The following is a 13,804-nucleotide window of genomic DNA, read 5'->3' on the forward strand; positions in this document are numbered from 1 at the left end:
ACGCAGCGGCTAACCAGCTGATTATCAACATGATAAGAACGACTTTACAAAAGGTGGCCTTTTAGCCGCCAAAAGGATACCTTTTACGATGCAAAAGGGCACATATTGCACGCTGAAAGGCCACCTTTTATCTCATCGGGAGAATTATGCTTTCAGCCGCAAGCATCAATCTGCCTGTAAGATTAAGACAGATGCGGCACTATGCCCTATCAGATTTTATAAGACTGGGGCACGCAACACGCCTTTCAGCCAGACGCTACGACTCTGCCGTCTCGCCCCTCTTCATATATTCGGTAGGGCTGCAGCCCATTGTCTTCTTGAAGCAGCGGCTGAAGTATTTCGGGTCGGAAAATCCGCACTTGTAGGCCACCTCCGATATGCTCACGCCCGGATCTTTCATTAAAGCAAGAGCCTTCTTAATGCGTATCTCCTGTATAAAATTGTTGGGCGACGAACCAAAAACCTTCTTCACCCTTACATAGAGCACAGTGCGGCTCATGCCCATGGCCTTGCAGAAGTCGTCTATCGACAGGTCAGAGTTGGCTATATTGTCATTGATAAATCCCATGGCCTTGTTTCTGAACAGGCTGTCAGTGGTTTCGGCGGCTGCATCCTCACCTTCAGCCACGTCCATGTCGCGCCTTTCTGTCAGAAGCTCATGCACCTTGTTCTTAAGATATTCAATCTTCTCATTAGTAACCGTGGTTATCTCGTTCACCTCCTTGCGCAGCCGGCTGATATATCTTGCCACCTTATATATAACTATCAGGGCTGCAAGCAGCGCCCCGCCAAACAGCATCCATGCCAGGGGCGTCTCCGTAAGTTCCGGGGTACGGTGTATCGTCACGGTACGTTCATTGTCAGTCCAGATGCCGTCGCCGTTGGTTGAGCGCACCCTGAAGGTGTGCGTTCCCGGCGGAATGCCCGCATAGCTTACCGAATGCGACTTGGTGTATATCCACTCGCCGTCCACTCCGTCCATGCGGTAGGCATACCATATATCCTCGTTCTTATTATAGTCGAGCGCCGAAAACTCTATCGTAAAGTTCTTCTTGTCGGCCGGAAGCTCAACATAGTCGTCGCATCCGAACACAATACGCGGCACAAAATTGCTCTTGCCGACGTCAGACGGGCTGAAGCCGAACACGCCCTGAGTGGTTCCGAAGAGCATGTAGCCGTTGTCAAGACACAGCGGCATGGTCTCCATGAAGGCAAAAACCCTCTCTGAAGAAGCCTCTCATATAGTTAATCATAATATCGCGGTTAGTGTCAAACAGCGTCAGACCGGCCTCTGACACTATCCACAGCTTGTCGCCACGCCATGCTGCCAACGACACATTGACATCCGAGGCAAGACCCTGAGCCGTGGTATAAGCCTTGAAGCGTATGTTGTTGCTCAGCAGGTTGCGCGACAGAATCTTGTTGGTTCCGCCGCCATAAGTAGCCACATAAATTCTGCCCCTGCTGTCGCGTGCCAGAGCCATCACCTCATTGTTGCTCAGGCTCGACGGGTCATGAGGGTTTCTCACGTTTCGCCAGAACTTCAGCCGGCGCAGCGGCTTGCCGTCAATCATGCACGTATACAGCCCGCTGCCGGTTCCGGCAAGCATCACTCCGCTACGTGTCATCATCAGACACCTCACCTTGAGCGCCCCGCGCGGATAGCCTGAAAGCACATTGTCCTTATTGATAAAGCGCGGCATGTCGGCCTCCGGCCTCTCCACCACATTCAGTCCGCCGCCATAAGTGCCTATCCACAGGCGTCCGTATCTGTCCTCAGCCATGGCATACACAGAATTGCAGTTAATGCCAAAAGGCTTTCTGCTGCCGCTGACATAGCGGTCGAGCACCCATCCCTGCCCTTTTCTGCGCAGCCTGAACAGCCCGCCGGGCTTGGTGCCGAGCCATATCTGTCCGTGGCGGTCTTCATAAATACAATACACGTTATGGCCGAATACAGCCGCAGCAGGCGTAATCCTGCCGTCGGCAGACAGATATCTGACATTGCCCAGGTTGCGGTCGACAATCCTCACAAAGCCGTTCTTGTCGGCAATCCACACCCGTCCGGCCCTGTCCTGATGCAAGGCTCTGACCACTTCTTCGCCAAAATTGCTGAACTTCGTGTTCTTCAGAGGCTCCTTCACAAACGTAACCCTGTCTATGCCGCGGTTGGTGCGCACCCAATAGCCTCCTTGCCTGTCCTCGCACATCACCCTTGTCTCCAGGCCTTCATACTCTTTCAGAGAAGATATGCGCCTCATCACATTCTCGTCGGCCACATAATATGAGCCTCCGGGCAGGTTCTTGCCCCTGTAAACCTCAAACTTGCCCGTCTTGCGGTTGAATACATAATACTTGCATCCCGCCAGGTTGAGGGTCCGGTGTCCCGACATGCAGAGTATATTATTGTCTGGCAACTCCCAAATCTGGTCAATACGGTTCGACTCAAGAGGACAGCCGTCGCCTGGCTGAGCCTTGTAATTGACAAAGCTGTAACCGTCGTAACGGCTCAGTCCGTCGCGCGAGCTCAGCCATATATACCCCTCCCGGTCCTGAATAATACACGTAACAATGTTGTGGTCGAGCCCGTCGTCATTGTCAAAATGTACAATACGCACGTCGGAAGCCGCACACAATAACGTCATAAACAAAAACAAAAGATTGCCAGACTTGCTTTTCTCATAATATCATTATTCTACTGCAAAAGTAAGAAAAAAACATAAAATCCCCGTTTACGTCGTGACAAAAAGACTATTTTGAACCTTTTTAAAATATTTGTCCACCATAAGCATTGCCACAAACAATACCTTTGCATCGAACAAACAATCTATTTTAAAATCTATCAATAATGAAAAAACTATTAACAATCATCACAACGCTGGCAATGGCGCTCGGCTCTTATGCCGGAGAACCGCTGGAGCTATGGTACGACAAGCCTGCCGGCAACTGGAACGAAGCCCTGCCGCTCGGCAACGGACGCATAGCGGCAATGGTATACGGCAATCCCGTATGCGAGGAATATCAGCTCAACGAGGAGACTATATCAAAAGGCTCGCCCTACAAAAACTACAACGCTGAGACACCTAAGTATCTTGATAACCTGCGACAGCTGGTCTTCAGCGGCAAGAGCGACGAGGCACAGGCACTGGCCGAGACACAAATTCTGGCCGACAGAGACTACGGATTCGGTGCATCATACCAGCCGGCAGGAAGTCTGCGCATCGAATACGACGGCCATAAAGACTACTCTTCGCTGCGCAGACAGCTCAGCATAGACAACGCCGTGTCTACAGTAACCTACAGAGTGGGCGACGTAACTTACACGGAAGAGGCCTTCACGTCGTTCACCGACCAGATGCTCATCATCAGAGTCACGGCATCAAAGAAGGGCGCAATAAACCTGAAAGCAAGCCTGTTTTATCCTGACGGTGTGAAAGTTGACCGCTCTGTAAGCGGAAACACACTCGCACTGAGCGGAACCACGGCAAAAGCCGCAAACAACGTGCCCGGAAAACTGAACTTCATAGTCAACGCAAAAATTGACAACGAAGGCGGTGCAATGACACAGAACGACACCGCGCTGATTGTGAAAGACGCCGACGCCGTGACCTTCCACATAGCCATGGCAACCAACTTTGTGAACTATAAGGATATCTCGGCCGACCCTCAGAAGCGTATTGACGAATATATGAAGAATGCCGGACGCGACTATGAGACGGCAAAAGCCGAACATATAGAATACTATAAGGAACAGTTTGACAGAGTAAGCCTTGACCTCGGAGAGAACAGCAACCCGTCGAAGACTACAGACAAACGCATTGAAGACTTTGCTGAAGGCAACGACACACAGCTCGTAGAACTGTATTTCCAGTTCGGAAGATACCTGCTTATATGTTCATCACAGCCTGGATGCCAGCCCGCCAACCTGCAAGGCAAATGGAACGGCAGCACAAACCCTGCATGGAAATGCCGTTATACGGTGAACATTAACACAGAGATGAACTACTGGCCGGCCGAATCGACAAACCTGCCGGAACTTCACGAGCCGCTGATAAAGATGATAAAGGAGCTCAGCGAGATAGGAGCCGAAACGGCAAAGAACATGTACGGATGCAACGGATGGATGCTTCATCACAACACAGACCTGTGGAGAATGACTGGAGCCGTGGACAAAGCCTACAGCGGAGTGTGGCCAACGGCCAACGCATGGTTCTGCCAGCACTTATGGAACAGATATCTTTACAGCGGAGACACCGACTATCTGAAAGAGGTTTATCCGCTAATGAAAGGAGCGTCAGAGTTCTTCCTCGACTTCATGGTAGAGGATCCCCGCGACAAATTCATGGTTGTCTGCCCGTCGGTTTCACCCGAAAACTCACCAAAAGCATATAAAGGACAGAACATCTTTGCAGGTATAACCATGGACAACGAGCTCGTAAGCGACCTGCTGACCAACACCGCAAGGGCTGCCGAGACGCTTGCCACTGACGAAGACTTCGCAAAATCGCTGCTGAGCCTGCGTGACAAGATGCTGCCACTGCGCATAGGACAATACGGACAGCTGCAGGAATGGCGCGACGACTGGGACAACCCTGACGACCATCACCGCCACGTGTCACACCTGTGGGCACTGTATCCCGGCACGGCAATATCTCCATACCGCACACCGGCTGCGTTCAGAGCATCAAAGGTGTCGCTGATGTACCGCGGAGACGAGTCGACAGGATGGAGCATGGGATGGAAAGTTTGTCTTTGGGCAAGATGTCTTGACGGCAAGCATGCTTACAAGCTGATTAAAGACCAGCTGTCGCTTGTGCCGGCAGACAGGACCGAAGGACAGGACGGAGGCACTTATCCAAACATGTTCGATGCACATCCGCCATTCCAGATTGACGGCAACTTCGGCTGTACGGCGGGCATTGCAGAGATGCTTATGCAAAGCCACGACGGCTTTATAAACCTAATGCCGGCTGTTCCTGACGAATGGGCCGACGGCGAAATTAAGGGTCTGAGAGCCATAGGCGGCTTCGTGCTTGAGGACATGGTGTGGAAAGACGGCAAGCTGATGAGTGCCCGTCTGCGCTCAACGCTCGGCGGAAACCTCAGACTAAGGGTGCCCGTAAAGATCAAGTCGGACACACATGAGGTGAAAGAGGCTGAAGGCGAAAACCCCAATCCGCTGTTCTACACCTACTCTATGCCTGTAAAGAAGATATCAGGAGACGAATATGTTGACGTTGACAACTCGAGCGTGAACAACAGGCTGCCCGAGACTTGGCTCTATGACATAGAGACCAAGGCTGGAGACGTGGTCTACATAACAAACGAAAGCTCGGCTTCGGGCATTGACCAGACGTTGACCGACAATGGCAGCAACGGCAGCATATACGACATTTCGGGCAGAAAGGTTGACAGTCCGGAGCGTGGAATATTCATAAAAAACGGCAAGGCTTTTATTAAAAAGATAGCGGAGCTATAAATCACAGCAAGACATCCGCACTTGCTTCATCATTAATTCTGTTAAATTAAGCAAGAGAGGCTGTCAGGGATTACACCCGCGACAGCCTCTTCTGTTTATTTGTTACGCCAGCACGGCAGCCATGTGCCGCAGCCTGATAACAAGACGTATGCCTACATGATATCGTCCTTGAACGTTATCTGCGGGCTGTTCATCATGTAGCAGTCGTCGCTGCTGCCCTCAATACGCCTAATCTGAGTGACCGTCCACGACTTTCTGCCCTTGTTCCATACCAGCAGTGCAGAGTATTTGTTTTCGGTTCTGCCGCACTGATACTTTATCCTTACGCTGCCGTTTTCCTGTATCTGTGCGTCATAGATGAAGTCGTTGTCGATGTAGCTGCCCATGTTGTACGACAAGGTTATGCAGCCGTAGCCCAGCTTCACGTTGCCGTAGCCGTCGTCGTATGACTGCTTGAAGTAGAAGTTCAGGGGCACGGGCCTCACCTCGTTGCCCGTAGAGAACATGCCGTAATAGCGTGTGTCTATGGGATTCAGCTTATAGATGGCGGTGTTGGTCATCAGTTTGTATGACTGCGAACGCACCTCAACGCTTCCGCAGAGATGGTAAGTGGAGGCACGACCTGTGGGGCCGAGATGTATTTCAGAGTAGTGAATCTGCCTGACATCGGTGTCGAGCGGTATGCTGTAAAGGCCGACGCAGGTGTCAGAGTGCTTCACCACGGCTACGATTCCCTCGCTGATGTATCCCGGTCCTTCCATGGTTATAAATCCGTGATACGTGGCATTGGAATATCTGTATGACTTAATAATCGAGTTGAGCTTTATCATCAGTCCGCCATCGCCTATCCATCTGCCTGTCAGCGTGCCGCTGCTTGCCCTCGGCAGCATTATGTTTCCGTCGGCGTCGGTAGCGGGCTTGTAGGCCGGCGTGCCGTCGGTGGGCAGTGTGGTCTGCCCTTTGTCCACGGCTGATGCCGATGTCTCTCCGCCCTTCGGGCCGTTGGCGGTCTGTCCTGTAGCGGGCTTGTCTGCGGCAGGCGTGCCGCCTCCTTGCTGCGGCTTGTCGCTTCCGGCTGCCAGATATGTCCTGGCTGCGGTCTGCCCGGGCTGCCTTACGAACACCAGCTTGTCGGGACCTATGCTCTTGTCGAAGGTGCCAAGGCCTGTGAACCACAGCGTGCCGTCGGCTGCAATGGTCATCGTGCAGGTGCCGGTCTTGCCCATGTCGCTTGCCCACTTAAGCCTGTAGCCGCCCTGCACGGGCTCGGGGTCGGTCAGCATCAGGGTTTCGGTGTTGCTGATAAGTATCTTGCTGCGATACTTGATGAAGCCCGTGGCTTTCTTTCCGGCAAAATAGCGTGAGGGCTTCTTCATGAAGTCTGAAGGCAAAAGACTGAAGTTGTGGGTGGCGCCCTTGACGAATGTCTGCGAAAAATCGGGCACGGCGGGCTCCTTTATGTTTATCTCCATGTAGCCTTGGCGGGTTAGCCCGTCCACCTTGTCGGCTGCCTCATACACTCCGCAGGGCTCCTGCACCTGCGCTCCTGCCGCAAGCACACACGCCACCTGCAGCATAACGTTGATCAACGTTGTCCTGATTGTCATTCTCATTTCTTCAATTAGTATTTATATCTGAATATTAGCGATTGCTCCGTATGCATCGTTTTCAGCCGAAATATGCCTTCAGCTGCGCTGCCAGCGACGACAGTTCTTCGGGGTTGCCGTTGCCGTAGCGCTGCCACACGCGGCGGCACTCATCGGTGAGCGGCGACGGCTGGGCCTTGCTGCGGTTGAGATAAGGGTCGAAGGTCTGAAACGTCTCCATCACCTCCACCACCACGTCGGCCTTTATGCCCATGAGCTTCGACAGCTCGGCTATCTCGGGCGTGTTGCGCACCATCGTGGCGGGCGTCAGGCGGAAGTACTGGTCGAGTATTATTATAAGCATCATCGGCATGAGCTGGCCGCATGAGGGCATGGGCCTGAAGTCGCGCTCGAACGACTCGTGCATGGCCACTCCGTCGTAGAACAGGGCTGCGTTGCTGAATCCTGCCATGCTCCTCAGCACTTTCACGTCGCGCGACAGGCGCCTGGGGTTATCGCCGTATGTGGCCCAGAGTCGCCCGAGCCGGGGCGTGGCGGCACGGCGCAGACTGAACATCTGCTCGTAAAGATAGTGTGGAGGTATGTGCAGCTCGAGGCTCAGCTCTACCATTCCGCGCGAGTAGAGGGGCTTTATGCCTGCCGGCTTGCGCTGATAGAGCTGCATGAGCAGCAGCCAGTATTCATCAGACCATAGTGGATGACTCATAAGTTATGCTTGTTATGTGTGTAAGGTATGTTTCTGCAAATATATGATTTTTTTCTGAAAACCGGCAATGTCGGGCCGTTTATTTTGCGCCGCAGCAGGGCAAGAGCTGTGCCGTGGCGTGGGCATGGCATGGTTTTTGAGGCAGTTTCTGATGCCGTGCAGCCGCTGCTTACGGTGCCTGTGCAGCCAAGGCGGAAGGCGACTTGTAACATACTGGCTGACAGGGCGTTATATCCAGCCATGCAAAAGGTGGCCTTTCGGGCTGCAAAAGGGCATGTTTCAGGCGGCGAAAGGTGGCCTTTTGCAAGGCGAAAGGGCATCTTTCATAAAACGGCCGGCGGCAGCACGCACGCCACACGGCCTGCAAGGCCCCGGCGTAAAGATGTGCGCGCGTGTTAAGAATATTAAAAATCTTATCGTATTACAAAAGTTTAGACTAACTTTGCAGCTTAAAAATACCTCTTAGAAGATGAGCATTACTAGCATAATTGGCAAGTTGTTTCTGCCGCGGCAGAAGGAGCTTGAGCGGCACATCAACGAGGCCGGGGCACTTCAGAACGAGGTGCTGGCATATCTGACGGGCCGTGCCAAGGACACCGAATACGGCAGAAAGCACATATTCGGCAATATGAAGTCATACGAGGACTTTGCGGCTAACGTGCCGCTGAACACTTATGAGGAACTGAAGAATGACATCGACCGCATGCGCCACGGCGAGAGCGACGTGCTCTGGCCCGGAACGGTAAAGTGGTATGCCAAGTCGTCGGGAACGACCAACGACAAGAGCAAGTTCATACCCGTAAGTCACGACGGTCTGCAGAACCTTCACTATCAGGGCGGCAAGGACGCCGTGGCCCTTTATCTGCGCAACAACCCCAAGAGCCGGCTGTTCGACGGCAAGAGCCTCATACTGGGCGGAAGCCACTCGCCCAACTATAATCTGCGCAACAGCCTTGTGGGCGACCTCAGCGCCATACTGATAGAGAACATCAGTCCGCTGGCAAACCTGGTCAGAGTGCCGTGCAAGCAGACGGCGCTGCTGTCTGACTTTGAGGTGAAGCGCGACCGCATAGCCCGCGAGACGATGAACAAGAACGTGACCAACCTGAGCGGCGTGCCCTCGTGGATGCTCTCCGTGCTGACACGCGTGATGGAGCTTACGGGCAAGACTCACCTCGAGGAGGTGTGGCCCAACCTTGAAGTGTTCTTCCACGGAGGCGTGGCCTTCACGCCCTACCGCAAGCAGTATGAGCAGCTCATCACCTCGCCCGGCATGCACTACATGGAGACCTACAACGCCAGCGAGGGCTTCTTCGGCCTGCAGAGCGACCCCTCTGACCCGTCGATGCTGCTGATGCTCGACTACGGAGTGTTCTACGAGTTCATCCCGATGGACGAGTTCGGAGCCGAAAATCCTACCGTAGTGCCCATAACGGGCGTAAAGACAGGCGTGAACTATGCCATGGTCATATCAACGTCGTGCGGACTGTGGCGCTACATCATAGGCGACACCGTCAAGTTTACGTCAACCAATCCCTACAAGTTTATAATCACCGGACGCACCAAGAGCTTCATCAACGCCTTCGGCGAGGAGCTAATCGTCGACAATGCCGAGCAGGGCCTTGCCCACGCCTGCCGCGAGACGGGTGCCGAGGTGCTCGAATACACAGCCGCCCCGGTGTTCATGGACGGCAACGCCAAGTGCCGCCACCAGTGGCTCATCGAGTTCTCAAGAGAGCCCGACGACCTCGGCCGCTTTGCATCGCTGCTCGACAAGAAGCTGCAGGAGATAAACAGCGACTACGAGGCAAAGCGCTACAAGGACATAACCCTTCAGCACCTCGACATCGTGAAGGCGCGCACGGGCCTGTTCAACGACTGGCTCAAGTCGAAGGGCAAGCTGGGCGGACAGCACAAGGTGCCGCGACTTAGCAACAGCCGCGACATCATAGAACAAATGCTGAGATTTAACACCGAAGACGATGAACACTGACACACAGCGCAACAGCAGACGGCGCAGCACCACAAACGGCAGCGCACACGCCGCCGAGGCACACCACAGAGCAGCACGCCTGAAGAAAGGCGCACTGGCCCTGCTGACGTTCATGGCCGCCGTGATAATCACGTCGTGCGCCAGGATGGGACAGCCCGACGGCGGATGGTATGACGAGACGCCGCCGAGAATAACCGGCAGCTCGCCCGCCGACAAGAGCATAAACGTCAAGACGCGCAAGATAGGCATCAACTTCGACGAATATATCCAGGTGGACAACCCCACCGAGAAGGTCGTCATATCGCCTCCGCAGATCGAGACGCCCGAAATCAAGGCCGCCGGAAAGCGCATCGTGGTGGAGATTAAAGACTCGCTCAAGCCCAACACCACCTACACCGTCGACTTCTCCGACGCCATCAGCGACAACAACGAGAGCAATCCGCTGGGCAACTACACCTACACTTTCTCGACAGGCGACCACATCGACACGCTCGAAGTGGCAGGATACGTGCTCAACGCGCAGAACCTCGAGCCCATAAAAGGCATCCTCGTAGGCCTCTACAGCGACCTGAGCGACAGCATATTCACACGCCAGCCCATGCTCAGAGTGTCGAGAACCGACAGCCGCGGCAAGTTTATCATCAAAGGCATTGCCACCGGAAAATACCGCATATACGCGCTCTCTGACGCCGACAACAACTATATCTTCAATCAGAAGAGCGAACAGCTGGCCTTCAATCACGACATAATAGAGCCAACCTTCAAGCCCGACATAAGGCAGGACACAATCTGGCGCGACTCGCTCCGCATCGACTCAATACGCCGGGTGCCCTACACCCACTTCCTGCCCGACGACATCGTGCTGCGAGCCTTCACCGAAGAGCAGACCGACCGCTACCTGCTGAAGAGCGAAAGAGCCTATGCCAACCGCTTCACGCTCTACTTCAGCTACGGCAACAAGCAGCTGCCGGAGATCAAGGGACTCAACTTCAACGAGCAGGACGCCTTCATCATTGAGACGACAGAGAAGCAGGACACCATCACCTACTGGCTGAAGGACACCACGCTCGTCAACCAGGACACGCTCAGAATGGAGCTGAAATATCTCGCCACCGACACGCTTGGAGTGCTGCAGATGCAGACCGACACGCTCGACGTGCTGTCGAAGGAGCCTTACGAGAAGCGCATGAAGCAGAAGAAAGAGCAGTTTGAAGAGTGGCAGAAGGCACAGGAGAAAGCCAAGAAGCGCGGCAAGGAATACCAGACGGAGATGCCCGCCGAGGCGCTCGAGCCCAAATACAACGTGCAGTCAGAGCCTGCGCCCGACCAGAACATAACCATCGAGATGCCCACACCGCTGCAGAAAGTGGACACGGCTTGCATACATCTCTACTCGAAGCACGACACGCTGTGGTATAAATCGCCGTTCGTGCTGCGGCAGAAGGCAGGCACCAACCGCATCTACGAGCTGCTCGGAGAGTGGCGGCCGGGCACGGAATACAGTCTGGAGACCGACACCATGGCCTTCACCGACATCTACGGCAAAACCACCGCACCGTTCAAGACAGGCTTCAAGATACAGACCGAAGACGCCTTTGCCACGCTTATGTTCAACATAACGGGCATGGCCGACACCACGGTGGTGGTACAGATGCTCAACAACTCTGACGAAGTGGTGAAAGAAACGACCACAACCGACGGCAACGCGTCGTTCTTCTACGTAAAGCCGGGCACATATTACGCCAGGATGTTTATCGACTCGAACAAGAACGGCAAGTGGGACACGGGCGAATATGCCGCCGACCGCCAGGCCGAAACCACCTACTACTATCCCGAAAAGATAGAATGTAAGGCTAAATGGGACCTCAACCTGACGTGGAATCCAACGGCACGGAGCCTCGAAAAGCAAAAGCCCATGGAGATAACAAAGCAGAAGCCCGAACAGGAAAAGACCATAAAGAAGCGTAACCTCGACCGGGCCAAGAGCATGGGCATACCATATCCGGGCAACTGACGGCACACACGACAGGCACGCTGACAGCAAGCCGCCGGCCGGCACGGAAAGAACAGGACACAAACAAAAATGCACATATCATGAAACATCTAAGAACACTCACACTGGCAATAATGCTGATTGCAACTGCCGTGGCAGCCATGGCGCAGTGTAGCTTCAGAAACACAGCCTTCAAGTCGGGCGAGTTCTTGTCATACAACCTGTACTACAACTGGAAGTTTGTATGGGTAAGAGTAGGCACCGCCTCGATGTCGATAGTGCAAAGCAAGTATAACGGGCAGCAGGCCTACCGCGCCAGCCTCACCACAAGGGGCAACAGCAAGATGGACAAGATGTTCGTGATGCGCGACACGCTGCTCTGCTATTCAACAACCAACCTCGCACCGCTCTACTACCGCAAGGGAGCACTCGAGGGAAAGCGCTACACCGTAGACCAGGTGTGGTACAGCTATCCGGGCGGAAAGTGCAAGATAACACAGAGCCGGCTGCACAAGGACGGCAAGGTGGAGAAGCGCACGGTGACTCCCGGCGAGTGTGTCTACGACATGATGAACATATTTCTCAGGGCGCGAAGCTTCGACCCGGCCAACTGGAAGAAGGGCTATGTAGTTGACTTCCCCATCGCCGACGGCAACGGACTTAACCCCGCGAAGCTGAAATTCATGGGACGCAAGACCGTGAAGGCCGACAACGGCGTGAAATACCGCTGTCTCGAACTGTCGTACACCGAGAAGGACAAGGGCGAATGGCGCGAGATAGCGCGCTTCTTCGTAACCGACGACGCCAACCACATACCCGTAAGGCTCGACATGTTCCTGAAGTTCGGTTCGGCAAAGGCTTTCCTCACCAACATGAGAGGCACGCGCAACAAGATAACTTCAGTAACGAAATAAGCGCCAAAGGCTGCCGGCTGTTGCACGCATTGGTGCATACGGCCGGAAAAGGCGACATAACATAGGAGCAAAGACAATGCTTAAAGAGATAACGATGAGGGCAGCCGCAGCTGCGCTATGCCTTATGTGCTGCGCCGGAACGCAGGCTGCCGGCCGCGAAAGTGGCTGTGAAAGCACGACGGAAGGCGCTGCCGTGACGGCAGAAATGCCGCAATACGAAGGGCAGAAGAAGCTTGCTGCCATAAAGAAACTCGCTGAAGGCAAGGATGCCGAGATAGGCGTGGCATGGATGGAAGGCAACGCCATGCACAGCATGAACAACGAAAGGCTGTATCCGCTGATGAGCGTGTTCAAGCTCCACGTGGCCGTTGCCCTGCTGAAAGACATGGAGCGCAGGGGCGCAGCGGTGGACACGACGCTCAACATAACGCCTGAGCAGATGCGCAAGGACACATACAGTCCGCTGATGAAGCTGCATCCCGACGGCAGGTTCAGCATAACGCTGCCGCAGCTGATACGCTACGCCATAGCCGAGAGCGACAACAACGCCGCTGACATACTGATAGCCATGGCAGGAGGCATAGACAGCGTTGACCGCGAGATACACGCCATGGGCATAAAAGACTGCCATCTGTCGGAGACGGAGGCCACGATGTATGAAGCACCGATAAACAGCTATGCCAACTGGAGCAAGCCCGAGTCGGTGGTGTGGCTGCTCCGTAAGCTATACGACGGCCGTCTGCTCAGCGGCGAATACGACCGCTGCATAAAGCAGGCGCTGGCCGCAACAACCACGGGAGCCGACAAGATAAAGGCCGGACTGAGCCAAGGAATGACGCTGGCACACAAGACCGGCACGGGATTCCGCATGGCTGACGGCACCAAGATGGCCGACAACGACGCCGGAGTGGTGACCATGCCCGACGGCAGACAGGTGGCCATAGCCATACTGATAAAAGACTCGAAGATGAGCGACGCCGACAACGCGCGCCTCATGGCCGAGATAACAAAGATAATACTGGGCGATGAAAGAGAGTGAGCGGACGCCCGGCGACGACAGCCGCAAGCCCTGCGAGGCGGCATCAGCCGGCAAAGTATAAGTCTCATACGTC

The 13,804-nt window shown here is 54.3% G+C and carries 9 protein-coding genes; 5 read left to right on the forward strand and 4 right to left on the reverse strand.

Annotated elements, in window-relative coordinates:
- Nucleotides 1-256 precede the first annotated feature (256 nt).
- Both ACU52_RS02085 and ACU52_RS02090 read right to left on the reverse strand, forming a co-directional pair.
- Nucleotides 257-1,198 carry a helix-turn-helix domain-containing protein gene (locus ACU52_RS02085; protein ID WP_162207741.1) on the reverse strand — a complete coding sequence of 314 codons (942 nt, stop codon included), beginning with the start codon at nucleotides 1,196-1,198 and terminating at the stop codon, nucleotides 257-259.
- Nucleotides 1,182-2,645, reverse strand: coding sequence for a ligand-binding sensor domain-containing protein (locus tag ACU52_RS02090; RefSeq protein WP_082335120.1), 1,464 nt, complete (start codon nucleotides 2,643-2,645; stop codon nucleotides 1,182-1,184). The genes ACU52_RS02085 and ACU52_RS02090 overlap by 17 nt, the downstream gene beginning before the upstream one ends.
- Before the next feature lie 203 nt (nucleotides 2,646-2,848).
- Here ACU52_RS02090 and ACU52_RS02095 point away from each other — a divergent pair, with 203 nt between their 5' ends.
- On the forward strand, nucleotides 2,849-5,479 hold the full coding sequence (locus ACU52_RS02095; protein ID WP_082335121.1) for a glycoside hydrolase family 95 protein: 2,631 nt from the start codon (nucleotides 2,849-2,851) through the stop codon (nucleotides 5,477-5,479).
- A gap of 152 nt (nucleotides 5,480-5,631) precedes the next feature.
- Here the strand turns inward: ACU52_RS02095 and ACU52_RS02100 are convergent, their stop codons facing one another.
- Both ACU52_RS02100 and ACU52_RS02105 read right to left on the reverse strand, forming a co-directional pair.
- Complete coding sequence (locus ACU52_RS02100; RefSeq protein ID WP_162207742.1) at nucleotides 5,632-7,092, reverse strand: hypothetical protein; 1,461 nt, start codon at nucleotides 7,090-7,092, stop codon at nucleotides 5,632-5,634.
- Between the two features lie 55 nt (nucleotides 7,093-7,147).
- Nucleotides 7,148-7,792, reverse strand: coding sequence for a hypothetical protein (locus ACU52_RS02105; RefSeq protein ID WP_053397567.1), 645 nt, complete (start codon nucleotides 7,790-7,792; stop codon nucleotides 7,148-7,150).
- A 469-nt stretch (nucleotides 7,793-8,261) separates the two neighbouring features.
- On the opposite strand from ACU52_RS02105, the gene ACU52_RS02120 reads away from it, so the two are divergent.
- The 4 genes from ACU52_RS02120 (at nucleotide 8,262) to bla (ending at nucleotide 13,731) form a co-directional block, all read left to right on the forward strand.
- Nucleotides 8,262-9,785 carry a GH3 auxin-responsive promoter family protein gene (locus ACU52_RS02120; RefSeq protein ID WP_021854507.1) on the forward strand — a complete coding sequence of 508 codons (1,524 nt, stop codon included), beginning with the start codon at nucleotides 8,262-8,264 and terminating at the stop codon, nucleotides 9,783-9,785.
- Nucleotides 9,775-11,799 carry an Ig-like domain-containing domain gene (locus ACU52_RS02125; RefSeq protein ID WP_082335122.1) on the forward strand — a complete coding sequence of 675 codons (2,025 nt, stop codon included), beginning with the start codon at nucleotides 9,775-9,777 and terminating at the stop codon, nucleotides 11,797-11,799. Before ACU52_RS02120 ends, ACU52_RS02125 begins: the two co-directional genes overlap by 11 nt.
- An 80-nt stretch (nucleotides 11,800-11,879) precedes the next feature.
- On the forward strand, nucleotides 11,880-12,692 hold the full coding sequence (locus ACU52_RS02130) for a DUF3108 domain-containing protein (protein ID WP_021854509.1): 813 nt from the start codon (nucleotides 11,880-11,882) through the stop codon (nucleotides 12,690-12,692).
- A gap of 76 nt (nucleotides 12,693-12,768) precedes the next feature.
- Nucleotides 12,769-13,731, forward strand: a complete 963-nt coding sequence (bla, locus tag ACU52_RS02135) for a class A beta-lactamase (RefSeq protein ID WP_053397570.1) — start codon at nucleotides 12,769-12,771, stop codon at nucleotides 13,729-13,731.
- Nucleotides 13,732-13,804: the final 73 nt, after the last annotated feature.

Origin of the sequence: Xylanibacter rarus, from assembly GCF_001275135.1 — a bacterium.
In the GTDB taxonomy this organism is placed as follows: domain Bacteria; phylum Bacteroidota; class Bacteroidia; order Bacteroidales; family Bacteroidaceae; genus Prevotella; species Prevotella rara.